This is a genomic window from Stenotrophomonas sp. YJH_SMC_73 (assembly GCF_059370155.1).
The window spans coordinates 315026-340454 of the sequence record NZ_JCAFTJ010000002.1; the positions used below are offsets into that span (position 1 = coordinate 315026).

The window sequence follows — 25429 nt, forward strand, 5'->3', positions numbered from 1 at the left end:
GTCCTGTCACGGACGGCGGCGTTTGCTTGCCCCACCCCCGTTTGAGGGCGAAAATGGGCGTTCAGAAAAAGTGCGAACATGATGATCGACTCTGCCCGCTATCCCCGCCTCGCGCGCATCCAGACGCCGGATGACCTGCGCACGTTCGACGAATCCGAATTGAGGGCGGTTGCCGACGAACTGCGCGCCTACCTCATTGAATCGGTGGGCAAGAGTGGCGGCCACTTCGCCGCCGGCCTGGGCGTGATCGAGCTCACCGTGGCCCTGCACTACCTGTACCAGACACCGCACGACCAGCTGGTCTGGGACGTCGGCCATCAGACTTACCCGCACAAGATCCTGACCGGCCGCCGCGACGAGATCCACACCGTCAAGCAGAAGGACGGCATCGCGCCGTTCCCGAAGCGCGAGGAAAGCGAGTACGACACTTTTGGTGTCGGCCACTCCTCGACCTCGATCTCGGCCGCACTGGGCATGGCCATCGCCCGCCAGTCCGAAGGCGACGACCGCAAGATCGTGGCGGTGATCGGTGACGGCGCGATGACCGCCGGCATGGCGTTCGAAGCGCTGATGCACGCTGGCGGCATGGAGCCGGAGCCAAACCTGCTGGTGATCCTCAACGACAACAACATGTCGATCTCCGAGGCCGTGGGCGGCCTGACCAAGATGCTGGGCCGCGCCACCGGCAGCCGCACGCTCAACGCGCTGCGCGAAGGCGGCAAGAAGATTCTCGGTGACAAGAAGAACAATCCGGCACGCTTCGTGAAACGCTGGGAAGAACACTGGAAGGGCATGTTCGTGCCTTCCACGATGTTTGAGGAAATGGGCTTCCACTACACCGGCCCGATCGACGGCCACGACATGCCCGCCCTGCTGTCCACGCTGAAGACGCTGCGCGCCTCCAAGGGCCCGAAGCTGCTGCATGTGATGACCACCAAGGGCAAGGGTTACGAGCCGGCCGAGGGCGACCAGATCGGTTACCACGCCGTGGGCCCGTTCGATCCGGACAAGGGCCTGGTGGCCAAGGCCGGGGCCAAGAAGCCGACCTACACCGATGTATTCAGCGACTGGCTGTGCGATGCCGCCGCCGCCGAGCCGCGCCTGTACGGCATCACCCCGGCGATGCGCGAAGGCTCCGGCCTGGTGCGTTTCAGCAAGGAATACCCGCAGCGCTATTTCGACGTGGCGATTGCCGAACAGCATGCGGTCACCCTCGCCGCCGGCATGGCCACACAGGGTGGCAAGCCGGTGGTGGCGATCTACTCGACCTTCCTGCAGCGCGCGTACGACCAGCTGGTACATGACGTGGCCATCCAGGACCTGGACGTGCTGTTCGCGATTGACCGCGCCGGCGTGGTCGGCCCGGACGGTGCGACCCACGCCGGCAACCTCGACCTGAGCTTCCTGCGCTGCGTGCCGAACCTGGTGGTGATGGCACCGTCCCACGAAGCCGAGTGCCGGCAGATGCTCAGCACCGGCCTGCAGCACCCGGGCCCGGCCGCCGTGCGCTACCCGCGCGGCACCGGCACTGGCGTTGCAGCCGGCACCGACCTGTCGACCCTGCCGATCGGCAAGGGCGAACTGCGCCTGCAGGGCAGCCGCATTGCCCTGCTCGCCTTCGGCAGCACCGTGGCCGCCGCCGAGCAGGTCGGTCGCGAACTGGGCCTGAGCGTGGTCAACATGCGTTTCATCAAGCCGCTAGACCGCGAGCTGGTGCTGGCTGTCGCCGCCCAGCATGAGGGCCTGGTGACGATCGAAGACAACGTGGTGGCCGGTGGTGCCGGCTCCGGTGTTGGTGAACTGCTCAATGCCGAAGGCGTGCTGCGTCCGATCCTGCACCTGGGGCTGCCCGACAGCTACCAGCACCATGCCAGCCGCGAAGACCTGCTGGCCGAAGCCGGCATCGACGCCGCCGGCATCCGCGCTGCTGTGCTCAAGCGCTGGCCGCAGCTCGCCGCAGGTACCCCGCCGCTCAGCGCGGCAGGCTGAGGCCGATCACCACCCGGTAGATCCACACAGGGCGCAATGGGCGCGGACAGCGTCCGCACCCTCCAGGCTCGAAACCCGTAGATCCACGCCATGCGTGGATGATGGAATTCCGGGTGCCTGCCTTGGCAGGCACCCGCGCTCAGCCGTAACTGACCGCTTCGACGAATGCGCCGCTGGCTTCCACGCGCACGGCCGCACGCTGACCGGTGTCGACAAAGTGCAGGCGGGCCAGGGTCTCGGCGAAGTCGTAGGCGCGGGCGCCATCGCGGAACTCGATCGGCTCCGGCCGGTCCGGATGCAGCACGCGCCACTGGCGCTGTTCGCATTGCAGGCGGATCAACATGCAGCTCACTCCTTGAGACAGCGTATCGACGGCGGCGGGATGCCCATGCCGGTTATGGCACACGGCACCGCTGGAATTCAGGGCACGCAACGTGCCCTGATCGCAGACAATACGGCGTTCAAAATGTGAGCTGTATCAGATTATTCTGATTTTCATGGGCTGAACCCGTAAAGGTCAGTTCACCTGGAACTGCGCCCGGCAGCCATCACTCACCCAGATGCCGCGGCGATCCCAGCCCCAGCTCTGGCCTTCGATGCAGGCGCTGCGTGAGTCCTGGCGGATCAGCCGCACACCCCGGCGGATGCGCGCATCGCAGTACTCCTGCCGATGTCCATTGGAATGGCAGGTGACCACATCGCCGCCGCCCCATCCGTTGCCATTGCCATTGCCCCAGCCGCCACCATTGCCACCCCAGCCGCCACCGCGGCGGTATTCACCGACGAATTCGGCACGGCACCCCTGCGTGACCCAGACGCCGTTGCGCGACTGGCCCCAGGTCTCACCTTCCACACAGGGCGAACCGGACAACTGGCGGATCAACCGCGCGCGGCCGTCCAGGCGGCACTCATTGCTGCGATTCTTGACCGACTCGCAGCGCACGATGCCACTGCCATCGCGGCCACCATAGCGGTCGTCGTCATAGCCGTAGCCATAGCTCTGCGCCTGGGCGCCGCCGGCCGCCGCCAGCATCGGCAACAGGGTGCAGGCCAGGGTGCGCCAAGTGAGTGCCTTGCCCATCGAGATCTCCAGATGAATACGATGGCGCAAGCATCCGGGATTCACGGCCCGGCGCACAGAGGGGAGCGCAACGGCAGTTTTTCCCCATTCAAACAACGCAACCGGACCTGACTGCGTCACGGTTGCTGGCGTCACTCTCCGACGTGAAGCGCGTCTACCGTGTTGCCAAGCGCCTCGACCCGCACCGTGCTGCGCTGGCCGGTGCGGCGGTGATGCTCCAGGGCCAGCGCGGCGGCGGCGTCAAAGGCGTCGGCGCCACGTGCGTAGCGGGTGGCCTCGCGTGCCTGCGGGTGCAGTACGGACCAGCGCTGGGCAGTGCATTGGACGGTGATGACCATGGGGAGGCTCCTGCGGATAAAGGGTGCGGTGGCAGGCAGACGTGCCGCTCGCCGTTACACCATCAGGCTAGCGACCGCCTCCGGGATGGCCTATCAGATTTGTACGAAAATGCCGCGCCTTTGGGTCGGAACTTCGCCTCATCACATCCCTGAGTCCGTTTAGCTCGTTCATTCCGTGATCCTTGTCACGGAGTCAGCTGGGCTTCACACTACCATCATCAACAGGGGCCCCTTCCACATGCGCACCTTCTTCTCGCACCAGCGTTCGACGTTGCTGAAGTTCTATTTCGTGGCCAGCTATCTGATTCTGATCGAAGAGTTGGTCCGCGCCGCCGTGCATTGAGCGCTTGCTGACGGGCTATTTGCGACAGAAAATGTTGCTTTACGCACGGAGCTCGCGCATGAAGGTGCTTCTTCTGATTCCAGCGCTGCTGGTTCTGGCCGCATGCGCGAGCCCGGACAATGCAGCCCCGCGTGCCGACGGCAAGCCTTCGACAACCATGCCCAAGGTAGGCGGCGATCGCGACGCGCACGGCTGCATCGGCTCGGCCGGCTACCAGTGGTGCGAACACAGCCAGCGCTGCGAGCGGCCCTGGGAGCTGGCACAGGCACACGGCCTGGCCAACAGCGCCGAGGCCATCGACGCGTACTGCGCCACGCCCGCCAGCCCGGCGCGCAAGTGAGCACGACCCGTCATGGCTGAGCTGAGTCCCCTGCCCGACCTCGCCCGTGGCCGGTATCGCCACTTCAAGGGCGGCGAATACGAAGTGATCGACATCGTCCGCAGCAGCGAGACGCTGGAACCATTGGTGCTGTACCGCGCACTCTACGGCGAAGGTGGCCTGTGGGTACGCCCCTACCCGATGTTCGTCGAGCAGGTCCCAGGCAAACACGGCCCGCAGGCGCGTTTCGCACGCATCGACGATTGATCCGGCTCCCACCGGGCGGTGGCCGATGGTCGCGCCGGTGACGCGATCCGGCTGCGCTACAATCATACCGTCCAGTCGGTTTCTTCCCATCATGTCCCCGCCCACTCCCCGCTCGCGGCGCAAAGCGCCCGACAGCGTGCGCCAGTCATTGCTGCACGCCACCATCGCCGTGATTGGCCAGAACGGGCTGGCGGCACTGACCGTGCAGGATGTCGCGCGCGTGGCCGGGGTCAGCAAGGGCGCGTTGTTCCACCATTTCAGCAGCAAGCAGGCGCTGGTCGATGAAGCCATCGGCGCACTCATCGGCGAATTCGAGGCGCGTGTGCGCACGCTCCTGCAGGACGGCACGCCCGGCCACGGCTGCTTCAGCCGCGCCTATGTGCGGGCCAACTTCGAGCACCTGCTGCAGCAGGAACAGGACAACGACATCGGCCTGACCCTGGGCAACCTGATGGAGCCGGCCCTGCTGGCGCACTGGCGCGACTGGAAGCGCGCGATGCTGGCCGAGTTCCCCGGCGAAGCCGACGATCCGCGCCTGTACGCGGCACGCTGCGCGGCCGATGGCTATTGGGCCACCGCCTATGGTCGGCCGCTGGACGAAGCAGAGCGCCTCAATGCGCTGGCGATGGCCGAGCAGGCCCTCAAGCTGTGCGACCCGCAGTGACCCGGAGCCCGCGATGAACCCCTATATCTACCTGGCCGCCGCCATCGTGCTGGAAGTGATTGCCACGTCGCTGCTGAAGGCCTCGGACGGCATGAGCCGGCTGTGGCCGACACTGGGCGCGCTGGTCGGCTACGGGCTGTGCTTCTACCTGCTGTCGGTCACCATGAAGTCGGTGCCGACCGGCATCGCCTATGCGATCTGGTCCGGCGTCGGCATCGTGCTGATCTCGCTGATCGGCCTGGTGGTGTTCAAGCAGCGGCTGGATGCAGCTGCGCTGGCCGGCATCGCGCTGATCTGCGCCGGCGTGCTGGTGATCAACCTGTTCTCGCGCAGCAGCGCGCACTGAACACGCTGCTGCGCGACAGGTGCTAGCTGACCTTCTTCGCCACGCTCATGCCGATCAGGAACAGCACCACGGCAATGATGATGCCGGCCCAGAACAGGAACTTGGCGATGCCCACAGCGGCACCGGCGATGCCGCCGAAGCCCAGCACGCCGGCGATGATGCCGATGATGGCGAAAATGATGGCCCACTTGATCATGTCAGTCCTTACCCCGCAGGGAACGCAAACGGTGTGATCAGGCTAGGCCGCAGCCGATGCGGCAGTCGTGAAAAGGCCGCGTGTGCGGCGTGAATCAGCGCGGCCGGAAGCGCAGCAGCGCCACCGCGAAGGCCAGGAACACGCTTCCCACCAGCCGCTCGAACCAGCGCCGTGCGAATGGCTTTGCAAGCCAACGACGCAGGCCGTGGCCACCGGCGGCGTACATCACGTACCAGAACAGTTCGCAGGCCGCGAAGGTCGCCACCAGCACGCTGTACTGCACGGCCTGGCTACGCGACGGATCAACGAACTGCGGCAGGAACGCCGCGGCGAACAACAACAGCTTGGGGTTGCTCAAGCCAACCCACAGGCCGCCACGGAATACCGTCGCTGCGCCATGTACCGGCGCCAGTGTGACCTCGGCAGCATCGGCCACCGCGGGTGCCGGGCGGCAACTGTCACGCCACGCCTTGATGCCAAGCCAGGCCAGGTAGGCCACACCGAGATAACGCAGCACTTCGAACAGCATCGGCGAGGAGTGCAGCAACGCGCTCAGGCCCGCAGCGGATGCGGCCAGCACCAGCAGCATCGCCAGCAGGCAGCCGGCCATGGCCGGCACGCTGCCACGGAACCCCAGCCCGACGCTGCGCCCGAGGATGTGCAGCATGTTCGGCCCGGGCGTCCCGCACAGCACGAAGACCGTGGCCAGGAACCACCACCAGGTATGCAGGGCCATTGCCGGTTTCCACTTCAGAAGACGGCACCAGCATAGGGCACCCATGCAGGACGCGGCACATACAGCGGGCGGTGGATGCGACGGTTACAGATGCCGGCGCCCGTGCACGGCAGCGCCACTGCCATCTGTGCTGCAATGGCCGTCTCTGGCTTGGAGCAGTGCATGAAGACCCTTGGCCTGATCGGCGGCATGAGCTGGGAAAGCTCGGCGCAGTACTACCGGCTCATCAACGAGGCGGTGCGGCATCGCCTCGGTGGCGCGCATTCGGCGCAACTGCTGCTGTGGTCGGTGGATTTCGCCGGCATCAAGCAGCTGCAGCACGACGGCCAATGGGATCTGCTGGGCAACCACATGCTCGATGCTGCACGGCGGCTGCAGGCCGGTGGCGCCGAGCTGCTGGTGATCTGCACCAACACCATGCACACGCTGGCCGGCCGGATCGAAGCCGGATGCCCGCTGCCCCTGCTGCATATCGCCGACCCGACCGCCGCGGCGATCCTGCAGGCCGGCATCCGCAAGGTGGGACTGCTCGGCACCGCCTTCACCATGGAGCAGGCGTTCTACCGCGACCGGCTGCAGGACCGCTTCGGGCTGGAGGTACTGGTTCCGGAGGCCGATGATCGCCGCAGCGTGCACGACATCATCTACCAGGAGCTGATCTGCGGCGTGGTCAGCGAGCATTCGCGGCAGGCGTACGCCGGCGTGATCGCGCGCCTGGTTGCACGCGGCGCCGAAGCGATCATCCTCGGCTGTACCGAAATCATGCTGCTGGTCCGCGCCGAGGACAGCCCGGTGCCGCTGTTCGACACCACCACCCTGCACTCCCTGGCGGCGGTGGATGCGGCACTGGCCTGACCCTGCGCGCTGTCAGTCTTCGCCCTGCACTTCCAGTGCGGTGATCAACCAGTCGACCACGGCCTGCGAATCACACAGGAAGAAGATGGCATCGCCCGAACGCGCCTCAGTCAGCAGCCGATAGACGGTAATCGCCACTGCCGACTGGTTGGCGATGAACACCTCCGGGCTGCGCGGTCCCTCGCTGTGGCCGGCCACGGCATGCAGCGCCTTGCGCGCAGCCACGGTGGCGGGCGGGTCCGCGCTGCGGGCCAGTTCCGGCCCGCGCAGGCCCCACGCAATGAACACATGCTTGCCCTTGAACGTGGTGTCCAGGACACGCACCTGCCCGGCCTCTGCGCCAGCCGAGCGATGAATGACGGTACTGCTGATCAACGCAACCCCCTGTGGTCGTCGTGGTCCGCGCATCCTCCTCCACACGCCGGCTGCACGCCAGTGACGGCAGCCACAGGCTGGGCCGGCAAGCGTGGGAGAGATGTAAGAAGGTGTAAGCCGATGCGATCGGATGTGCCGCGATGATAAGGGATGTAAGGCTCTGCATGGGCCGGTGCACACTACTAAATCCCCACTGAGCCAACGCCGGAACGATCCGTTCCGATGGCCCCGGGCTGGTCCATTCTTGCGGCCCATTCCCCTGCCGAGGCCCCCCATGACCCATCGCCTGCTGCTGCCGATTGCCCTCCCCACCCTGGCCCTGCTGCTGGCCGCCACCACGGTGGCCGCCCAGGATTACGACAGCGATCCCATTGCGCCGCTGCGCTGCGAATCGCAGTTCAACAAGACCCAGCAGTGCCCGATCGAAGGCCGCATGCGCCTGGCCAGGCAGCTGTCGGTCACCCGCTGCGTAGAGGACCAGAACTGGGGCCAGAGCCGCCGCATGCTCTGGGTCACCGACGGCTGTCGCGCCGAGTTCGTGGCCGACGGACAGGGACGCGGCCGCTGGCCGGGGCGCGGCCGGGACCGTGACCGTGACCGCGATGACGATGGCGAGCGCCTGGTCTGCGAGTCCTACGAGCAGAAGGACAAGGAATGCCGCATCCGTGTGCGCCACGAGGTACGCCTGGTCAAGCAGAAGTCGGTGACACCGTGCGTCGAGGATCGCAACTGGGGCTGGGACCGCCGCGGCGTGTGGGTCAGCGACGGCTGCCGTGCCGAGTTCCGTGTGTATTGACTGCCGACCACACGCTGGCTGTGGCGGATGCGCAGACACGGCCGACGCGCTCGATAGACTGGGCGCACCCAGCCCAGGAGCCTTCGATGGTGCCGCCCGATCCCTCCTCGACGATGTTGCACATCCGCGAGGCAATGCCCGCCGACGTTTCCGCGTTGATCGCGCTCGACAGCGTTGCGGTCCACGATCCGCAACGCGCACGGCAGATCAGCGACTGGCAGGCCCGTGGTGGCATGCACCGGCCGAATGGGCCGGTCAGCTGGCCGGTTACCTGGTCATCCACCATCACTTCTTCGGCGAAGCCTTCGTCGAGATGCTGATGGTGGCGCGCGAACAACGCAGCCAGGGCGTCGGCGCCGCCCTGCTGCGCCATGCCATCGCGCTGCACGGCCACGGCAGGCTGTTCACTTCGACCAATGCTTCCAATACCGGCATGCAACGCCTGCTCGCCGCTTCGGGTTTCATCGACAGCGGCATCGTGCACGGATTGGACGAAGGCGATCCGGAGCTGCTCTACCGCTTTGCCGGCAGCTGATCGAGATACGTGGTCACCTTTGCATCCAGCAGGTCCATCAACAGCGGATCCATGCAGCGATAGTCGTCGGGGATATCCAGGCAATGCAGGCGCTTGTATTCCAGCAGGCGCGCATAGGCGGCCTGCAGGCGATGCTGGTGCTTGGCCTCCATCACGAAGATGACATCGGCCCAGCGGATATCCGCCGGGCCGATGGGGCGTCGTGCATGCGGACTGGTGCCGGCCGACAGCGCAGCGAAGCCGGGTCGCCGTCGCCACATGGCTTCGGCGGTCGGGCTGCGCAGCTGGTTGCGGCTGCAGACGAACAGCAGCTTGATCATTCCTGTTCCTGCAGTTGGCGGGCGCTGAGGACCGGATAGGTGAAGCCCAGCTGGCGTGCGCGCGCGAGCTTGGCATCGCGCGTATACAGCAGCTTCCAGTTCTTCTCGGGCTTGTAGCTGTAGGCGGTCGTGGCGCGGTCGCCACCACGGTTGCGAGCCTGGCTGCGACGCCAGGCACGGTTTCTTGCAGAATCCATGATGTGTTCTCGTGAGTACCGGGTTCAGCAGCCGCGGTAGTACGAGTGGCGCGCAGCATACACCGCACGCACAAAAAAGCCCACGCATCGCTGCGCGGGCTTCTTGATTCATCACAGTGGTCGGGACGGCCGGATTCGAACCGACGACCCTCTGCCCCCCAGGCAGATGCGCTACCAGGCTGCGCTACGCCCCGACTGATGCTGCGATGTGCCCGCCACTGCGGCGGGCCGTGAAGTATAGCGGATTACGATGGAAATGGGATCAGCGGCGCAGCAACTGCAGCACTTCTTCCAGCTCCATGCGCACCTGCTTGATGATCTGGTTGCTCAGCGCCGATTCCTCGCGGGCATCGGGGCCGTCCAGACGCAGGCGTGCACCACCGATCGTGTAGCCCTGTTCGTACAGCAGGCTGCGGATCTGCCGCACCATCAGCACGTCGTGGCGCTGGTAGTAGCGGCGGTTGCCTCGGCGCTTGGCCGGCTCAAGGCTGGGAAACTCGGTTTCCCAGTAGCGCAGGACATGCGGCTTGACGTCGCACAGCTCACTGACTTCACCAATGGTGAAGTAGCGCTTGGCCGGGATCGGCGGTAGTTCGCGGTTACTGCCCGGATCCAGCATAAGCTTCCACCCTCTCCTTGAGCTTCTGGCCCGGACGGAAGGTGACCACCGTACGGGCGGAAATCGGAATTTCCTCGCCGGTCTTGGGGTTGCGACCCGGGCGCTGGTTCTTGCGCCGCAGATCGAAATTACCGAAGCCCGACAGCTTCACCTGACGTCCCTGTTCCAATGCTTCACGCAGCACATCGAAAAACGCGTCGACGAATTCCTTGGCTTCCCGCTTGTTCAGACCGACTTCGTCGAACAGCTTTTCCGCCATCTCCGCCTTGGTCAATGCCATTGCCTGCTACCCCCGAGTGCTGCCCGCTCAGCCGCGGATCCGGGCGTGGTGTTCACGCTCGATGGCAGTGACCGCCTCGGCCACCACCGCATCCACGTCGCGGTCCGTCAGAGTGCGCGACTTGTCCTGCAAAATCAAGCCCATAGCGAGACTCTTGAATCCCGGCTCGACGCCCTGGCCGACGTAACGGTCGAACAGGTTCAGGTCGCGCAGCAGCGGGCCGGCGGCCTGGCGGACGGTGGCCGCCAGATCGGCCCAGGCCACCTGTTCAGGCACCAGGAATGCCAGGTCGCGACGCACCGCCGGGAAGCGCGACAGTTCGCCGGCGCGCGGCAGTCGGCGGGCGGTCAGCGGCTCCAGGTCCAGCTCGAAGGCGTAGACGTCGGCTTCGATATCCATCGCCCGGGTCAGGCGCGGGTGGATCTGGCCGATCCAGCCGATCGCCACGCCATCACGGAACACCTCGGCCGAACGCGCCGGGTGGCCGTAGGCGCGGACGGACGGGCGGAACTCCAGTTGCGCGCCACTGGCGGCCGCCAGCGATTCCAGGTCGCCCTTCAGGTCATGGAAGTCGACCTTGCGGGTCGGCAGGCCCCACTGCACCGCCTGCGCCTCACCGCAGACCGCAGCGGCCACGCGCGGGGTTTCCAGCGGTGCCGGCTGGCCGTCTCCGGCCTGCTGGGCGAACACGCGGCCGAGCTCGAACAGACGCACGCGGCCCAACTGGCGGGCGGCGTTGCGGCCCAACGTGGCGACCAGGCCCGGCAGCAGCGACGGGCGCATCACCGCCAGTTCGGCCGACAGCGGGTTGGCCAGCGGCACCAGGCCGTCGCGCAGCTGCCACTGGGTCAGCAGCGCGTCGTCGACGAAGGCGAAATTGACGGTTTCCTGCTGGTCACGGGCGATCAGCTGGCGGCGCACGCTCAGCGCGTCCAGCTGGGTCTCGCTCGGCATCGCCACGCGCGAGGCACCGCCCGGCAGCGTGGTCGGGATCTGCTCGTAACCGTGGATGCGGGCCAGCTCTTCGATCAGGTCTTCTTCGATGGCGATGTCGAAGCGGCGGCTCGGCGCGACCACCTGCCAGCCGTCGGCGGCGGCGACCACGTCCATGCCCAGCGCGCGCAGGATGCGCTCGACTTCCGCATCGTCGATGGTGATGCCGAGCACGCGGGTGATGCGGGCGCGGCGCAGCACGATGGTCGCTGGCTGCGGCAGATCGGCTTCACGCACGGCCTCGGTGACCGGTGCCGGGGTACCGCCGGCCAGGTCCAGCACCAGGCGGGTGGCGTACTCGATCGCGGTGCGCGGCAGCGCCGGATCGACGCCGCGCTCGAAGCGATGGCCGGCATCGGTGTGCAGGCCAAGCTTGCGGCCACGACCCATGATCGCGGCCGGCGCGAAGTGCGCGGCTTCCAGGAACACGGCGGTGGTCGCGTCGGTGACGCGGGTGTCGAAGCCGCCCATCAGGCCGGCCAGGCCGACCGCGCGGTCAGCGTCGGTGACCACCAGGAAGCTGTCGTCCAGCGCAGCATCGCGGCCGTCCAGCAGCTTCAGCGTCTCGCCCGCGCGCGAACGCCGCACGGCGATGCCGCCCTGCAGGGTGCCCAGGTCGTAGGCGTGCATCGGCTGGCCCAGCTCCAGCATCACATACTGGGTGATGTCGACCAGCAGCGAGACCGGACGCACGCCACTGCGGCGCAGGCGCTCGGCCATCCACAACGGGGTCTTGGCGGCGGCATTGACGCCTTCGATGACACGGCCCAGGTAACGCGGCGCTTCGGCGCCGGCGTCGAGCTGGATGCCCAGCTCACGGCTGCCGACTGCCGGAATGGCGTCGGCAGCGAAGTCCAGCACTTCACTGCGGGTGGCGGCGGCGACGTCGTAGGCGATGCCGCGCAGGCTGAAGCAGTCGGCGCGGTTCGGGGTCAGCTTGATCTCGATGCTGGCATCCGGCAGGCCCAGGTACTCGACCAGGGTCTGGCCGACCGGTGCGTCGTCGGGCAGTTCCAGCAGGCCGGAAGCATCGTTGTCCAGGCCCAGTTCCTTGGCCGAGCACAGCATGCCGTTGGACTCGACGCCACGCAGCTTGGCCGGCTTGATCTTCAGCTCGCCGATCTGCGCACCGACCATCGCCAGCGGCGCGACCAGGCCCGGGCGCGCGTTCGGGGCGCCGCACACGATCTGCAGCAGTTCGCCCTGCCCGGCATCAACCCTGCACACCTGCAGGCGATCCGCTTCCGGATGGCGCACCGCATCGACGATGCGTGCCACGACCACGTGGTCGAGGCCTTCGCCCAGCGCGGTCACGTCTTCCACTTCCAGGCCGATGGCGGTCAGCACTGCACTCAGTTCATCGCGCGAAGCGCCGGTCGGGACGTGGCTGCGCAGCCAGTTTTCGGAGAATTTCATGGTGTCATCCTGGTGGGCCCGGCGCATGCGCCTGGGCCTGCGAATTTGGGAGCAGCCGAGCATGGCTCGGCCCTACACGGTTGCGGCTTACGCGAACTGTTTCAGGAACCGCACGTCGTTCTCGAAGAACGCACGCAGGTCGTTGACGCCGTAGCGCAGCATTGCAAAGCGCTCCACGCCCATGCCGAAGGCGAAGCCGGTGTAGCGCTCCGGATCGATGCCGACGTTGCGCAGCACGTTCGGATGGACCATGCCGCAGCCCAGCACTTCCAGCCAGCGGGTGCTGCCATCGGGCTGCTGCCAGGCGATGTCCACTTCCGCGCCCGGCTCAACGAACGGGAAATAGCTGGGGCGGAAGCGCATTTCGAAATCGCGCTCGAAGAAGGCGCGCACGAACTCGGCCAGCGTGCCCTTCAGGTCGGCGAAGGTCGAATGCTCGTCCACCAGCAGACCTTCCACCTGATGGAACATCGGCGAATGGGTCTGGTCGCTGTCGCTGCGGTACACCTTGCCGGCGGCGATCATGCGCAGCGGCGGCGCGTGGTCACCCATGTAGCGCACCTGCACGCCGGAGGTGTGCGTGCGCAGCAGGCGGCCGTCGCCGAAGTAGAAGGTGTCGTGCATGGCGCGCGCCGGATGGTGCGGCGGGAAGTTCAGCGCCTCGAAGTTGTGCCAGTCGTCCTCGATCTCCGGCCCTTCCGACAGCTCGTAGCCCAGCCGGCCGAAGATGCCGGTGATGCGCTCCAGGGTGCGGGTGATCGGATGCAGGCCGGCGCGGTCGCCGTTGCGACCCGGCAGGGTGATGTCGATGGCTTCGGCGGCCAGGCGTGCATCCAGTGCCGCGTCTTCCAGTAGCGCCTTGCGCTCGCCGAGCGCGCGGGTCAGCGCGTCGCGGGCCTGGTTGATCGCTTCACCGGCGGCCTTGCGCTCGTCGGCCGGCAGGGCGCCGAGCTGCTTGAGCTGCGAGGTGATGCTGCCACTCTTGCCAAGCAGGGCCACGCGCAGCTGTTCCAGCACGTCGGGGCTCTGTGCGGCGGCCACATCGGCCAGCGCCTGGGTGGTGAGGGATTGGATGTCGCTCATGGGGGGCCGGAACTCCAGTCGATCTGCCATCGCGATGCGCGAAGGGCCGACCCCTGTCGCCACCGCCGTCCCCGCGCTGCCGCCATGGCCTCGCCGGGACCCAAAAAAGAATGGGGAAGGACTTGCGCCCTTCCCCATGCATTGCCTTGACCTGACACCGTTCCGAATGAACGGTTACGGCATCGGGAAGGACTTATGCCGCCAGCGCGCCCTTGGCCTTTTCGGCCAGCGCAGCAAAACCGGCTGCGTCGTGCACGGCGATGTCAGCCAGGACCTTGCGGTCCAGGGTGATGCCGGCCTTCAGCAGACCGTTCATGAAGCGGCTGTAGCTCAGGCCGTTGATGCGGGCAGCCGCATTGATACGGGTGATCCACAGCGAACGGAAGTTGCGCTTCTTCTGCTTACGGCCGATGTAGGCGTACTGCTGTGCCTTGATGACCGCCTGCTTGGCGACGCGGAAGACCTTGCGGCGGGCGTTGTAATAGCCCTTGGCGAGATCCAGAATCTTCTTGTGGCGGCGACGCGCCTGTACGCCACGCTTAACTCGTGCCATTTTTCAGTTCCTCAGAGGTAAGGGAGCATGCGGTCCAGACGGCCTGCGTCTTCTGCACGGACATGGCCCGTCTGACGCAGATTACGCTTACGCTTGGTCGCTTTCTTCGTGAGGATGTGGCTACGGTTGGCGTGGCCGCACTTGTACTTGCCCGAGGCGGTCTTGCGGAAACGCTTGGCCGCTGCCCGGTTGGTCTTGATCTTGGGCATTGCAATGTCCTTGATGGGATTTGACCCTGGTTTCTGACTGATCTGGCGGCGGCCTGGGCCGCTCTTTCCGTCCTGCCATGATCGGCGTACGACCCGTCCTGGGTGGGTCGAGCCGGGCATGATACAGGCAAAACCGCCCTGCCACCAGCCCCAGCACCTCTTGCGCCGGCATTTCAACCGGCATCCTGCAAAAGCAAAGGGACGCCAGTGGCGTCCCCTTACCCTGAACCATTCAGCCAGGCGCCCCGGAAGGCGGCCCGTCAGGCCTCAGGTCTTCTTCTTCGGCGCGATCATCATGACCATCTGACGCCCTTCCAGGCGCGGACGGGATTCAATGACGATGTCCTCGCCCAGATCGGTCTCGATCCGGTTGGCCATTTCGCGACCCAGTTCCTGGTGGCTCATTTCACGGCCACGGAAACGGATGTTGACCTTGATCTTGTCGCCTTCTTCAAGGAACCCGCGCATCTTGCGCAGCTTGATCTGGTAGTCGCCCTCGTCCGTGACCGGACGGAACTTCACTTCCTTGATCTCGACCTGCTTGGTCTTCTTCTTGGCCTCGCTGGCCTTCTTCTGCGCTTCGAACTTGAACTTGCCGAAGTCCATGATCTTGCAGACCGGCGGATCGGCCTGCGGCTGGATTTCGACCAGGTCCAGGCCTTCATCTTCGGCCATGGACAGCGCTTCGTCGCGCGACAACACGCCGATCATTTCTCCGTCACTGCCGATCACGCGGACGCGCGGCACACGGATTTCCTGATTCTTGCGGTTCTGTTTGTTGTCAGGGGTGCTGATATTACGTTCTCCCAAGGGTATCGAACCGGTCCGGGTGCCTGTGCCCCCGGACCGGACCTTTGCTTACGCGCCCTCGGCCTGGAGCCGCTCGATGAAGGCCTGCAGGCTCATGCTGCCCAGGTCTTCGCCAGAACGCGTACGCACCGCCACAGCCCCATTTTCCTTCTCGCGGTCACCAATGACCAGCAGGTAGGGCACGCGCTGCAACGTATGCTCGCGGATTTTATAGCCGATCTTCTCGTTACGCAAATCCGAGCTGACGCGGAAGCCTTGCTCCGCAAGGGTTTTGGTCACGCCCGAGACGTAGTCGGCCTGGGCGTCGGTGATGTTGGCCACCACCACCTGGGTCGGCGCCAGCCAGGCCGGGAACTGGCCGGCGTGGTGCTCGATCAGGATGCCCAGGAAGCGCTCCATCGAGCCGACGATGGCGCGGTGCAGCATGACCGGATGCTTCTTCTGGCTGTTCTCATCCACGTACTCGGCGCCCAGGCGGCCCGGCATCATGAAGTCGACCTGCATGGTGCCCAGCTGCCAGGTACGGCCGATGGCATCCTTCAGGTGGTACTCGATCTTCGGGCCGTAGAAGGCGCCCTCGCCCGGCAGCTCCTGCCATTCCACGCCACAGGCGGACAGCGCCGAACGCAGTGCGCCCTCGGCCTTGTCCCAGGTGGCGTCGTCGCCCAGGCGCGATTCCGGACGCAGCGCGATCTTGATCTGGATCTCGTCGAAGCCGAAGTGCTGGTAGACCGCCAGCGCCTGCTGGTGGAACGCGGTCACTTCCGATTCGATCTGGCTCTCGGTGCAGAACACGTGGCCGTCGTCCTGGGTGAAACCACGCACGCGCAGGATGCCGTGCAGCGCGCCGGACGGCTCGTTGCGGTGGCAGGAACCGAACTCACCGTAGCGGATCGGCAGGTCGCGGTAGCTGTGCAGGCCCTGGTTGAACACCTGGATGTGGCCCGGGCAGTTCATCGGCTTGACCGCGTAGGTGCGCTTCTCCGACTCGGTGAAGAACATGTTGTCCTGGTAGTTGTCCCAGTGGCCGGACTTCTTCCACAGGCTCACGTCCAGGATCTGCGGGCAGCGCACTTCGCCGTAGCCGCTGCTGCGGTAGACCTTGCGCATGTACTGCTCGACCACCTGCCACAACGCCCAGCCCTTCGGGTGCCAGAACACCAGGCCCGGCGCCTCTTCCTGCAGGTGGAACAGGTCCTGCTGCTTGCCGATGCGGCGGTGGTCGCGCATCTCGGCTTCCTCGATGCGCTTGATGTACGCCTCGAGCTGCTTCTTGTCGGCCCAGGCGGTGCCGTAGATGCGCTGCAGCTGTTCGTTCTGCGCATCGCCGCGCCAGTAGGCGCCGGAGATGCGGGTCAGCTTGAAGGCCTTCAGGAAGCGCGTGTTCGGCACGTGCGGGCCGCGGCACATGTCCACGTATTCCTGGTGGTAGTACATGCCCATCGCCTGGATGTCGTCGGACATGTCCTCGATCAGGCGCAGCTTGTAGTCCTCGCCACGGGCCTTGAAGATCTCGATCACTTCGGCGCGCGGCGTCATCTTCTTGATGACGTCGTAATCCTGGGCGATCAGCTCACCCATGCGCTTCTCGATCGCGGCCATGTCGTCCGGGGTGAACGGGCGCTCGGAATAGATGTCGTAATAGAAGCCCTCGGCGATCACCGGGCCGATCACCATCTTCACGTCCGGGTACAGCTGCTTGACGGCGTGGCCGACCAGATGGGCGCAGGAGTGGCGGATGATCTCCACGCCCTCCTCGTCCTTGGCGGTGATGATGCGCAGGCTGGCATCGTGGTCGATGACGTCACTGGCATCGACCAGCACGCCATCGACCGAGCCGGCGATGGTGGCCTTGGCCAGGCCGGCACCGATCGACTGGGCGACGTCCATGACGCTGACGGGGTTTTCGAACTCGCGGCGGCTGCCGTCGGGAAGGGTAATGTTGATCATCGCATTGGCTTCGTGCGGGGCCCGCTGGGCGGGCTGGAAAGCGTTCCCGGGCCATTGCCCGGGCAATAAAAAAGCGCCGCGAGGGCGCCTGGAACACAGGGCCTTCGGGGGCAGGTCAACAGTGGGCGGTGGTAGTGCTCATGTCGCACGCTCGGCCGGCGCTGGGCGCGGGCCACCTTGTTCCAGTCAGGGTTCTGCGACGATCTTAAACCAGCACACCGGAAAGCCCAAGGCCTACCGTACGGTCCGCTGAATGGTCCTCGCTGGCGGCGTGAAAACGCAATGATTACCATGTCCGCGCAGCCCGCCCCGTGCCAGCCTGCCCGCTTCCCCCCAGGACCTCGTGATGCGCCACCCGCTCCGACCGGCTCCCGCCGGCCCCGCCCGTGCCCCGCGTTCGCTGGCCCGCTGCCATGGCGGCCGCCCGCAATGATCACCGTCGGCCTTTCCACGCTGGGCTTCTGCAGCCTGGGCATGCTGGCAGCGATGTTCTCGGCACTGGCCTTCTATGCCGCCTCGCCGCACTGCCGCTGGCCCCGCCTGCGCCGCGCCGGCCGCCTCGGCCGCCAGATCGGCCTGGTCGCCGCGGCTGCCGCATTGTGGCTGTGGATGGCCGAACTCGGCTTTGCCGCTGGCCTGGTGGCGATGCTGTGCACCTGGATGCTGGCCGCGATGCTGCTGCCGGCACTGGCCGCCTGGCATCGCCCGGGCACGGAGTCGCCCTGATGTGGCCGCGCGCCTTCGCCGGCATCGTGGCCGGCTTCTTGCTGGCCGCCGCCGCGACCGGGCTGGTGACGTGGTTGCCGCCGGGCCCCTGGCAGAACGCGCTGGTGCCCAGCCTGGTCACGTTCATCCCGCTGTGGATGCTGGCTGCCCTGTGGGCGTTCAGCTTCCGCAGCGCGCTGCGCGCCTGGGTGACACTGGCCGGCAGCGCTGCGGCCGGCTTCGCCGTGCTGACGCTGCTGCGCCTGACCGGCGCGGTGCAATGAGACTCCCCCCATGAAGTTCAGCTCGCAGACCCTGCGTACGTTCACCACCCTGCACACCTGGGTCGGCCTGGTTGCCGGCTTCGGCCTGTTCGTGGCCTTCTACGCGGGTGCGCTGACCCTGTTCCACCACGACCTGCCGCTGTGGCAGACGCCCGGTGCAGCCATTGCGTTGCCGGCGGGCCTGGACGATGCGCAGTACCTGCTGGAAGACGTGCTGGCGGCACACCCGGAAGCCCGCCGCCACGTCGGCATGACGTTCCCCGGCGCCGAACATCCGCAACCCCTGGCCTACTGGCAGGCCGACGACGGCAGCTGGCGCTATGCCTGGCCGGGCCAGATCGCCGGCAGCCCGACGCCGCCACAGGCCGGGCTGGCCGAACTGGTCAACGAACTGCATTACAGCCTCGGACTGCCGGTGGCCGGCATCTACGTGATGGGCATCGTCAGCCTGCTGTATGGCATGGCGCTGCTGAGCGGCCTGGTGATCCACCTGCCGAAGCTGTTCGGCGACCTGTTCGCGCTGCGTCCGGGCCGCAACCTGAAGCAGCTGTGGCAGGACGCGCACAACGTGATCGGCGTGCTCAGCCTGCCCTTCCACCTGATGTTCGCGGTCACGGGCGCCCTGCTGTGCCTGGTGTTCGTGCAGATGGCCCTGCTCAATCCACTGATCTACGACGGCAAGGCCCTGCAGGCGGTACCGACTGCAATGGACACCGCGCCGGTGCGCGACGCCAGTGGCATCCCGGCACCGCCGGGCAGCCTGCGCCTGCTGCATGCGCGCGCGCTTGAAGTAGCCCGCGCACAGGGCGTGGCCAACTTCGAGCCGGCCTACCTGAAGCTGGCCAACGCCGGCGATGCCAACGCCACGATCGAGATCACGGGCGAATCCACCGGCACACTCGGGCCGCTCGGTTCGGTGGCCCTGGACGTGGCCACCGGCAACGTCCTGGCCTCCCAGCTGCCGGGCCAGCGCGATGCCAACCACGCCACGCTCAGCGCCGCCTATGCCCTGCACTTCGGCGAGTTCGGCAACGGCGTGGTGGTCTGGCTGTACTTCCTGCTCGGCCTCGGCGGTGCGTTCCTGTTCTACTCCGGCAACCTGTTGTGGATCGAGTCGCGGCGCAAGCGTCGCCAGCCGCAACAGCCGCGTGCCGGGGTGAACATGGCACGGGCCACGGTTGGCGTGTGCATCGGCCTGTGCGTGGCGATCTCGGTCGCTTTCATCACCGCGCTGGTGCTGGAGCGGTTGGCACCGTCGGCGGTCGACCATGGCATCCGCTGGGCCTGCTTCGGCAGCTGGGCAGCCTGTGCGCTGTGGGCTGCACTGCGCCGCCCCGCGCAGGCGGCGCGCGAGCTGCTGTGGGCCGCAGCGCTCAGCACTGCACTGGTGCCGGTCCTGCACGGCGCACTCAATGGTGACTGGCTGTGGCGCGCCGCCGCGCGTGGCCATTGGCCGCTGTTCTGGGTCGATGCCATCGCGCTGGCCATGGCCTTCGGCTTCGCTCGCCTGGCCGTCGCCAGCCAGCGCCGCGCCCGCAACGGCGACCCCAACAGCGTCTGGGCCAACTAAGCCTTCACCGGGCATGGCCCGGCGCTACCGCTGCGGGTGTTCTTCGCCCGAGTAACGACTCACTTCGATCAGGTTGCCATCCGGGTCGCGGAAGTACACCGATTCGATCGGTCCCAGCGCACCGGTACGTGTGGCCGGCCCCTCCTCCACCGCGATGGCCTGCGCCTGCAGGTGCGCCAGCACATCGACCATTGCCGTATGCGTGACCAGGCACAGATCGGCACTGCCCGGCGTGGGTCGCAGCGCATGCGGCTGCAGTGGCGCGCTGGCCGGATGCAGGTTGATCTTCTGCTGGCCGAACTGCAGCGCGGTACGGCCAGCGCCGAAGCGCACGACCTGCATGCCGAGCACGCGCTGGTAGAAGTCACAGCTGCGTTCGATGTCGGCGACGGTGAGGACCAGGTGGTCCAGGCGTTCGAGATGGATCATGCCCAAAGCGTAGCGCCGCCGGCGTCGTCGCAATGTGCGGTGTCGGGTCGATGGCGTTGCCGCCTGGCGCCGGGCATGGCCCGGCGCCACCAGTGACTCAATCGCCGATGCGCGCCTTCTGCCACGGGCCGAGCATCGCGTTGAGCAGGCTGGCCTGCTCGTCGTCGCCGGTCAGCTCCCACATGAACACCCCGGCCAGGCCCTGCTCGCGGGCGAACCGGGCACGCAGGCCGATCGAGCGCGGGTCTTCATAGCTGATGAAGATCTTCTGCACGGCGTTGTACAGCCACGGGCTCTGCGCCTGCGGCTGCCAGTGCTTCACCCAACCCGGCTGGTCGAGATAGCGCGCCTTGATCACCCGCCAGTCGCCGGCGTCGGCCGGTGCGCTGTAGGGCTGATACAGGCCATCCGGCGCATCGCCGGTGACCTTGAAGCCGCGCCCATAGAACGGCACGCCCAGCACCAGCTTGTCGGCCGGCACACCGTGCTCGCGGTAGTACTGCACCGCGCCGGCCACGTTGTTCCAGCGCCGCAGCTCCGGCGCCAGCGGATCGGCCGGCACTTCATGCAGGGGCGCATTGAAGGTCGACACCGATGAGAAGCCGGTGCCCATGTCATAGCTCATCAGGTTGATGAAATCGAACACCTTGGCCAGCGCCGGCAGGTCGTAGCTCGCCGCCGGATCATAGGGGCCATCGGTCTGCAGGCGACCGGCGGCCAGCGCGGCGCTCAACAGCATTGGCTGCCCCACCTTGCGCCCGTGCGCGTCGAGTGCCACGCGGAACGCCTGCGCGAGCCTGGTCAGGTTGGCGCGATCCTGCGGGCGATGCGCCAGCTCCTTCGGCCCGCCACTGACCGGGAACTCCCAGTCGATATCCACGCCATCGAAGCTGCCGGCATGGTGATCGAAGAACAGTGCCATGCATGAGTTCACCAGGCGCTTGCGGCTGGCCTCGGTCAACGCTGCATCGGAGAACCCACCCGCACCCCAGCCACCGATCGAAATCAGCGTGCGCAGGTGCGGATGCGCCTTTTTGAGCTCGGCCAGCGCGGCGAAGTTCTTCGGCGCTTCCGCGCCGACCGCGCAGCGGCCGTCATCGATGGTGGAGAACGCATAGAACAGATGGGTCAGGCGCTCGGCGGGAATGCTCGACACCGGATAGCGCTCGGCCGAGCCGCCGGGGTAGTAGGCACCGAAGATCGGCGGCGGCGCCGGCGCGGCGCGCGCAGCGATGGGCACGGCACCGGCAATCAGCACGGCAAGGACGGCCACGGTCTGGCGGAACATGGGATCTCCCGGTTCGAAGGCGCCGCCACGTTAGCAAACCGATGTGGCTGCGGGACGGTTGTCGCGGCATGTCGTCCCGTGGACAGGCGTGATCCGCGCAACCGTGACAGAACGATGGCCACGTGGCGGCGCTCACGCACTGCAGCAGGACATGCAGCGACCTGGATGAGCGGCACTGCATGACATCAAGGCAAAGAAAAAGCGGGCCGAAGCCCGCTTTTTCATTTGCGGAAGCGTGAGGACCGACGGTCCTCACCCACCGCACAATCAGCAGTACCGATTACTCGGCGCTGACGGCGTCGCCTTCTTCCACGGCCTTCATCGACAGGCGGATACGGCCCTGCTTGTCGACTTCCAGCACCTTGACCTTGACCACATCGCCTTCCTTCAGCACGTCGCCGACCTTCTCGACGCGATCGCTGGAGATCTGCGACACGTGGACCAGACCGTCCTTGCCCGGCAGGATCGTGACGAACGCACCGAAGTCCATGATCTTGGCGACCTTGCCTTCGTAGATGCGGCCCGGCTCGACGTCCGAGGTGATCTGCTCGATGCGGGCCTTGGCGGCCTGGGCAGCGATGGCATTGACCGAAGCGATGACGATGGTGCCGTCATCCTGGATGTCGATCTGGGTGCCGGTTTCCTTGGTGATGGCCTGGATGGTCGAGCCACCCTTGCCGATCACTTCGCGGATCTTGTCCGGGTGGATCTTGATGGTCAGCAGGCGCGGCGCGTAGTCCGACAGCTCTTCACGCGGAGCGGTCAGGCCGTGGGCCATTTCGCCCAGGATGTGCAGACGACCAGCCTTGGCCTGCTGCAGAGCCTGCTTCATGATCTCTTCGGTGATGCCTTCGATCTTGATGTCCATCTGCAGGGCGGAAATGCCCTCAGCGGTACCGGCCACCTTGAAGTCCATGTCGCCCAGGTGATCTTCGTCACCCAGGATGTCGGACAGGACGACGAAGCGCTCGCCTTCCTTGACCAGGCCCATGGCGATACCGGCCACCGGCGCCTTCACCGGCACGCCGGCGTCCATCAGGGCCAGCGACGAGCCGCAGACCGATGCCATCGACGAGGAACCGTTCGACTCGGTGATTTCCGAGACGACGCGGATGGTGTACGGGAAGGATTCCAGCGACGGCATGACAGCCAGCACGCCGCGCTTGGCCAGGCGACCGTGGCCGATTTCGCGGCGCTTCGGGCCCATCATGCGGCCGCACTCACCCACCGAGAACGGAGGGAAGTTGTAGTGGAACAGGAAGTTTTCCTTGTACTCACCGGCAACGGCGTCAATGACCTGGCCGTCACGGGCGGTGCCCAGGGTGATGGTCACGATGGCCTGGGTTTCGCCACGGGTGAACAGCGAGGAACCGTGGGTACGCGGCAGCACGCCGGTCTTCACCGTGATCGGGCGGACGGTGTCCAGCGCACGGCCGTCGATACGGACCTTGGTGTCCAGCACCGAGTCACGCATGGTGCGGTACTCCAGTTCACCGAATTCCTTCGACAGCTCGGCCGGGTTCCAGCCTTCAGCGGCCACGCGACCAGCCAGGGCTTCGAACACGTCCTTCTTGATCGCCGAGATGGCGTCGCGGCGCTGCAGCTTGTCACGCACCTGGAAGGCTTCGCCCAGGCGCGGGCCGATGGCTTCCTTCAGGGCGGAGATCAGCGCTTCGTTCTTGGCCGGGGCTTCCCAGGTCGACGGCTTGGTGCCGGCTTCGACGGTCAGCTCGTTGATCGCGTTGATGACCTTCTGCATTTCGCGGTGACCGAAGGTCACGGCGCCCAGCATCACTTCTTCGGACAGCAGCGCGGCTTCGGATTCAACCATCAGCACGGCGTTGGAGGTACCGGCGACGACCAGCTCCAGCTGCGAGTCAGCCAGTTCGCTGACGGTCGGGTTCAGGATGTACTCGCCGTTCTTGTAACCGACCTTGGCCGCACCGATCGGACCCATGAACGGGGTGCCAGCCAGGGCCAGGGCAGCCGAAGCACCGATCAGGGCCGGGATGTCACCGTCCACGTCCGGGTTCAGCGACATCACCGTGGCGATGATCTGCACTTCGTTCTTGTAGTCTTCCGGGAACAGCGGGCGGATCGGACGGTCGATCAGACGCGAGATCAGGGTTTCCTTCTCGGTCGCACGGCCTTCGCGCTTGAAGAAACCACCCGGGATACGGCCGCCGGCGTAGAACTTTTCCTGATAATCGACGGTCAGCGGGAAGAAGTCCTGGCCTTCGCGCGCGCTCTTGGCGGCGACGGCGGTGACCAGCAGTACGGTGTCGTCCATCTTGACGATGACGGCGCCGCTGGCCTGACGGGCGACTTCGCCGGTCTCAAGCGTGACGGTGTGCTTGCCGTACTGGAAGGTTTTGGTGATTTTTGCCACGGAGGGTGTCCTTGGGGATGCTGTCTGCGAATTTGGACCGTCGGCGACCCTTGCCGCCAGCGGGTGGCCGGATCGTTCCGGCCTGAATCGGGGATTGCGGTACTACAAAACAAAACCGCGGCGCATCGCTGCGCCGCGGGGGATTCGTTGCTTAGCGACGCAGGCCAAGCTTCTCGATCAGGGCCTTGTAGCGCTCGACGTCCTTCTTCTTCAGGTAGTCGAGCAGGCTGCGACGGCGGTTGACCATCTGCAGCAGGCCGCGGCGGCTGTGGTGGTCCTTCTTGTGGGTCTTGAAGTGGCCGGTCAGCAGTTCGATGCGGGCGGTCAGCAGTGCAACCTGGACTTCCGGGGAGCCGGTGTCAGCCGCGCTGCGCTTGTTGTCTTCAATGACCTTCTGGGTGTCGATCGACATTTCTTTTTTCTCTGTGATGCGTGGCCGGCAGGAACGCGCTTCGCGCACCGCCAGGCTCGCCGTGGACTACGAGGATGAAACCTGCGCGAGGCAGGTTGCCGGAAAACGGCCGCGAAATTGTAACGGCCGGGGGCGTCCGGGACAAGGACCGGGGCTGAACCGGCAGGCCCCGGTCAGAGGTTGAAACGGCGCTGCGGGGCCAGCAGGCCACTCTCGTCGACCTGGCCCAGGCCCTGGACAGCATCGTCCGGACCGAACACGGCCACCAGGCCGCGCGGCCAGGACAGGTCGCGCTGGCGCTGGCCCACGCAGAACCGGTGGGCCTGGTCGGCGTCCAGGTCGACCCTCGGGTATTCAGCAAGGCCGGCCGCCAGCGGCAGCAGCAACGCGTCCATGCCAGCCTCGTCACCGGCCTCGACCATCGCCCGCAGCTGGTCCAGGGTGACCATGGCAGGCTCGCGGAACGGCTCGACCCAGAGCCGGCGCAGCGCGCTGATGTGGGCGCCACAGCCCAGGCGTTCGCCGAGGTCGCGGGCCAGGCTGCGGATATAGGTGCCGGAACCACAGGTCACGCGCAGCCGCAGCCGTTCCGGCTGCTGCTCCAGCACCTCGATGGCGTGTACCTGCACCTCGCGTTCGGGCGCTTCGATGACGTCACCGCGGCGGGCCTTCACATACAGCGGTTCACCGCCCTGCTTCAGCGCCGAATAGATCGGGGCACGCTGGCGGATGGTGCCGGTCAGCGGCGCCAGCGCAGCCTGCAGGGCCTGGGCACTGATCGCCGGCACCGGGCGCTGCAGCAGTACCTGGCCTTCGGCATCGTCGGTATCGGTGGTCTGGCCGAGCACGATCTCGGCGTCGTAGGCCTTGGCCGAACCCAGCAGCAGGCCGGCGATCTTGGTCGCCTCGCCGAAACACAGCGGCAGCAGGCCGGTGGCCAGCGGGTCGAGGCTGCCGGTATGGCCGCCCTTCTCGGCGCGGAACAGGCGGCGCGCCACCTGCAGGGCGGCGTTGGAGCTCATGCCGGTCGACTTGTCGAGCAGCAGGATGCCATCCAGGCGACGGAACTGAATTCGGGTCAT

31 protein-coding genes, 1 tRNA gene and 1 pseudogene are annotated in these 25429 nt (G+C 66.4%); 11 read left to right on the forward strand and 22 right to left on the reverse strand.

From position 1 onward, the window contains the following. The first annotated feature begins 81 nt into the window (after nucleotides 1-81). Nucleotides 82-1989 carry a 1-deoxy-D-xylulose-5-phosphate synthase gene (gene dxs / locus AC5P8R_RS04685; RefSeq protein ID WP_495223042.1) on the forward strand — a complete coding sequence of 636 codons (1908 nt, stop codon included), beginning with the start codon at nucleotides 82-84 and terminating at the stop codon, nucleotides 1987-1989. Between the two features lie 139 nt (nucleotides 1990-2128). On the opposite strand, the gene AC5P8R_RS04690 is transcribed toward dxs, so the two are convergent. From AC5P8R_RS04690 to AC5P8R_RS04700, 3 genes are all read right to left on the reverse strand, one after another. Next, nucleotides 2129-2332: a hypothetical protein gene (locus tag AC5P8R_RS04690; protein WP_005417823.1), complete on the reverse strand. Its 204-nt coding sequence runs from the start codon at nucleotides 2330-2332 to the stop codon at nucleotides 2129-2131. 174 nt (nucleotides 2333-2506) lie between these two features. Then, nucleotides 2507-3070, reverse strand: coding sequence for a DUF3011 domain-containing protein (locus tag AC5P8R_RS04695; protein ID WP_032956176.1), 564 nt, complete (start codon nucleotides 3068-3070; stop codon nucleotides 2507-2509). A 131-nt stretch (nucleotides 3071-3201) separates the two neighbouring features. Continuing rightward, nucleotides 3202-3408, reverse strand: a complete 207-nt coding sequence (locus AC5P8R_RS04700; RefSeq protein WP_046431774.1) for a hypothetical protein — start codon at nucleotides 3406-3408, stop codon at nucleotides 3202-3204. A 401-nt stretch (nucleotides 3409-3809) separates the two neighbouring features. On the opposite strand from AC5P8R_RS04700, the gene AC5P8R_RS04705 reads away from it, so the two are divergent. The 4 genes from AC5P8R_RS04705 (at nucleotide 3810) to AC5P8R_RS04720 (ending at nucleotide 5347) form a co-directional block, all read left to right on the forward strand. Next, nucleotides 3810-4091 carry a hypothetical protein gene (locus tag AC5P8R_RS04705; RefSeq protein ID WP_014647838.1) on the forward strand — a complete coding sequence of 94 codons (282 nt, stop codon included), beginning with the start codon at nucleotides 3810-3812 and terminating at the stop codon, nucleotides 4089-4091. 12 nt (nucleotides 4092-4103) lie between these two features. Then, complete coding sequence (locus AC5P8R_RS04710; RefSeq protein WP_014647839.1) at nucleotides 4104-4337, forward strand: DUF1653 domain-containing protein; 234 nt, start codon at nucleotides 4104-4106, stop codon at nucleotides 4335-4337. Between the two features lie 91 nt (nucleotides 4338-4428). Continuing rightward, complete coding sequence (locus AC5P8R_RS04715; protein WP_041863653.1) at nucleotides 4429-5001, forward strand: TetR/AcrR family transcriptional regulator; 573 nt, start codon at nucleotides 4429-4431, stop codon at nucleotides 4999-5001. A 13-nt stretch (nucleotides 5002-5014) separates the two neighbouring features. Continuing rightward, on the forward strand, nucleotides 5015-5347 hold the full coding sequence (locus AC5P8R_RS04720) for an SMR family transporter (RefSeq protein WP_014647841.1): 333 nt from the start codon (nucleotides 5015-5017) through the stop codon (nucleotides 5345-5347). 22 nt (nucleotides 5348-5369) lie between these two features. On the opposite strand, the gene AC5P8R_RS04725 is transcribed toward AC5P8R_RS04720, so the two are convergent. Together AC5P8R_RS04725 and AC5P8R_RS04730 are read right to left on the reverse strand one after the other, a co-directional pair. Then, nucleotides 5370-5543, reverse strand: coding sequence for a DUF1328 domain-containing protein (locus tag AC5P8R_RS04725; RefSeq protein WP_005417836.1), 174 nt, complete (start codon nucleotides 5541-5543; stop codon nucleotides 5370-5372). 94 nt (nucleotides 5544-5637) lie between these two features. After that, on the reverse strand, nucleotides 5638-6279 hold the full coding sequence (locus tag AC5P8R_RS04730; RefSeq protein ID WP_014647842.1) for a LysE family translocator: 642 nt from the start codon (nucleotides 6277-6279) through the stop codon (nucleotides 5638-5640). 162 nt (nucleotides 6280-6441) lie between these two features. On the opposite strand from AC5P8R_RS04730, the gene AC5P8R_RS04735 reads away from it, so the two are divergent. Next, on the forward strand, nucleotides 6442-7134 hold the full coding sequence (locus AC5P8R_RS04735) for an aspartate/glutamate racemase family protein (protein ID WP_495223043.1): 693 nt from the start codon (nucleotides 6442-6444) through the stop codon (nucleotides 7132-7134). A 12-nt stretch (nucleotides 7135-7146) separates the two neighbouring features. Here the strand turns inward: AC5P8R_RS04735 and AC5P8R_RS04740 are convergent, their stop codons facing one another. Beyond that, a complete protein-coding gene (locus tag AC5P8R_RS04740; RefSeq protein ID WP_032956187.1) occupies nucleotides 7147-7542 on the reverse strand; it encodes a hypothetical protein in 396 nt (131 codons plus the stop codon). Between the two features lie 241 nt (nucleotides 7543-7783). On the opposite strand from AC5P8R_RS04740, the gene AC5P8R_RS04745 reads away from it, so the two are divergent. Beyond that, the gene (locus AC5P8R_RS04745) at nucleotides 7784-8305 is read left to right on the forward strand and encodes a DUF3011 domain-containing protein (protein WP_014647845.1); all 522 of its coding nucleotides are present in this window, start codon (nucleotides 7784-7786) and stop codon (nucleotides 8303-8305) included. 86 nt (nucleotides 8306-8391) lie between these two features. Beyond that, a pseudogene (locus AC5P8R_RS04750) lies at nucleotides 8392-8840 on the forward strand (GNAT family N-acetyltransferase). Here the strand turns inward: AC5P8R_RS04750 and AC5P8R_RS04755 are convergent. From AC5P8R_RS04755 to thrS, 11 genes are all read right to left on the reverse strand, one after another. Then, entirely contained in the window at nucleotides 8819-9160 is a 342-nt protein-coding gene (locus AC5P8R_RS04755; RefSeq protein WP_046431784.1) for a low molecular weight protein tyrosine phosphatase family protein, read from the reverse strand. The pseudogene AC5P8R_RS04750 and the gene AC5P8R_RS04755 sit on opposite strands and share 22 nt — an antisense overlap. Continuing rightward, nucleotides 9157-9357, reverse strand: a complete 201-nt coding sequence (locus AC5P8R_RS04760) for a hypothetical protein (protein WP_014647847.1) — start codon at nucleotides 9355-9357, stop codon at nucleotides 9157-9159. Before AC5P8R_RS04760 ends, AC5P8R_RS04755 begins: the two co-directional genes overlap by 4 nt. 117 nt (nucleotides 9358-9474) lie before the next feature. Further along, nucleotides 9475-9551, reverse strand: a tRNA-Pro gene (locus AC5P8R_RS04765). Nucleotides 9552-9619: 68 nt separating this feature from the next. Then, nucleotides 9620-9976, reverse strand: coding sequence for a MerR family transcriptional regulator (locus AC5P8R_RS04770; RefSeq protein ID WP_005410431.1), 357 nt, complete (start codon nucleotides 9974-9976; stop codon nucleotides 9620-9622). Next, nucleotides 9957-10256 carry an integration host factor subunit alpha gene (locus tag AC5P8R_RS04775; RefSeq protein ID WP_005410432.1) on the reverse strand — a complete coding sequence of 100 codons (300 nt, stop codon included), beginning with the start codon at nucleotides 10254-10256 and terminating at the stop codon, nucleotides 9957-9959. Before AC5P8R_RS04775 ends, AC5P8R_RS04770 begins: the two co-directional genes overlap by 20 nt. Before the next feature lie 27 nt (nucleotides 10257-10283). Beyond that, nucleotides 10284-12665: a phenylalanine--tRNA ligase subunit beta gene (gene pheT / locus AC5P8R_RS04780; protein ID WP_180834952.1), complete on the reverse strand. Its 2382-nt coding sequence runs from the start codon at nucleotides 12663-12665 to the stop codon at nucleotides 10284-10286. Between the two features lie 87 nt (nucleotides 12666-12752). Further along, nucleotides 12753-13748, reverse strand: coding sequence for a phenylalanine--tRNA ligase subunit alpha (locus tag AC5P8R_RS04785; RefSeq protein WP_005417865.1), 996 nt, complete (start codon nucleotides 13746-13748; stop codon nucleotides 12753-12755). Between the two features lie 193 nt (nucleotides 13749-13941). Then, nucleotides 13942-14301, reverse strand: a complete 360-nt coding sequence (rplT, locus tag AC5P8R_RS04790) for a 50S ribosomal protein L20 (RefSeq protein ID WP_005410435.1) — start codon at nucleotides 14299-14301, stop codon at nucleotides 13942-13944. Between the two features lie 11 nt (nucleotides 14302-14312). Further along, a complete protein-coding gene (gene rpmI / locus AC5P8R_RS04795) occupies nucleotides 14313-14510 on the reverse strand; it encodes a 50S ribosomal protein L35 (RefSeq protein ID WP_005410436.1) in 198 nt (65 codons plus the stop codon). Between the two features lie 267 nt (nucleotides 14511-14777). Next, nucleotides 14778-15320, reverse strand: coding sequence for a translation initiation factor IF-3 (gene infC, locus AC5P8R_RS04800; protein WP_079222586.1), 543 nt, complete (start codon nucleotides 15318-15320; stop codon nucleotides 14778-14780). Nucleotides 15321-15368: 48 nt separating this feature from the next. Next, nucleotides 15369-17270 (reverse strand): threonine--tRNA ligase, encoded by a 1902-nt coding sequence (gene thrS / locus AC5P8R_RS04805; RefSeq protein WP_032957627.1) that lies wholly within the window; start codon nucleotides 17268-17270, stop codon nucleotides 15369-15371. Nucleotides 17271-17699: 429 nt separating this feature from the next. Here thrS and AC5P8R_RS04810 point away from each other — a divergent pair, with 429 nt between their 5' ends. The 3 genes from AC5P8R_RS04810 to AC5P8R_RS04820 are packed head-to-tail and all read left to right on the forward strand — an operon-like array spanning nucleotide 17700 to nucleotide 19829. Further along, nucleotides 17700-17996 carry a hypothetical protein gene (locus AC5P8R_RS04810; protein WP_005410439.1) on the forward strand — a complete coding sequence of 99 codons (297 nt, stop codon included), beginning with the start codon at nucleotides 17700-17702 and terminating at the stop codon, nucleotides 17994-17996. Continuing rightward, nucleotides 17996-18259: a hypothetical protein gene (locus tag AC5P8R_RS04815; RefSeq protein ID WP_014647851.1), complete on the forward strand. Its 264-nt coding sequence runs from the start codon at nucleotides 17996-17998 to the stop codon at nucleotides 18257-18259. The genes AC5P8R_RS04810 and AC5P8R_RS04815 overlap by 1 nt, the downstream gene beginning before the upstream one ends. A gap of 10 nt (nucleotides 18260-18269) precedes the next feature. Then, nucleotides 18270-19829 (forward strand): PepSY-associated TM helix domain-containing protein, encoded by a 1560-nt coding sequence (locus AC5P8R_RS04820; RefSeq protein ID WP_495223044.1) that lies wholly within the window; start codon nucleotides 18270-18272, stop codon nucleotides 19827-19829. 24 nt (nucleotides 19830-19853) lie between these two features. Here the strand turns inward: AC5P8R_RS04820 and AC5P8R_RS04825 are convergent, their stop codons facing one another. From AC5P8R_RS04825 to truB, 5 genes are all read right to left on the reverse strand, one after another. Continuing rightward, nucleotides 19854-20258, reverse strand: a complete 405-nt coding sequence (locus AC5P8R_RS04825) for a VOC family protein (protein ID WP_495223045.1) — start codon at nucleotides 20256-20258, stop codon at nucleotides 19854-19856. Between the two features lie 97 nt (nucleotides 20259-20355). Then, nucleotides 20356-21546, reverse strand: a complete 1191-nt coding sequence (locus AC5P8R_RS04830) for a glycoside hydrolase family 18 protein (RefSeq protein ID WP_197621855.1) — start codon at nucleotides 21544-21546, stop codon at nucleotides 20356-20358. Between the two features lie 280 nt (nucleotides 21547-21826). Continuing rightward, nucleotides 21827-23935 carry a polyribonucleotide nucleotidyltransferase gene (pnp, locus tag AC5P8R_RS04835; protein WP_046431803.1) on the reverse strand — a complete coding sequence of 703 codons (2109 nt, stop codon included), beginning with the start codon at nucleotides 23933-23935 and terminating at the stop codon, nucleotides 21827-21829. 151 nt (nucleotides 23936-24086) lie between these two features. Beyond that, a complete protein-coding gene (rpsO, locus tag AC5P8R_RS04840) occupies nucleotides 24087-24347 on the reverse strand; it encodes a 30S ribosomal protein S15 (RefSeq protein ID WP_005417886.1) in 261 nt (86 codons plus the stop codon). Between the two features lie 173 nt (nucleotides 24348-24520). Beyond that, complete coding sequence (gene truB, locus AC5P8R_RS04845; protein ID WP_014647857.1) at nucleotides 24521-25429, reverse strand: tRNA pseudouridine(55) synthase TruB; 909 nt, start codon at nucleotides 25427-25429, stop codon at nucleotides 24521-24523.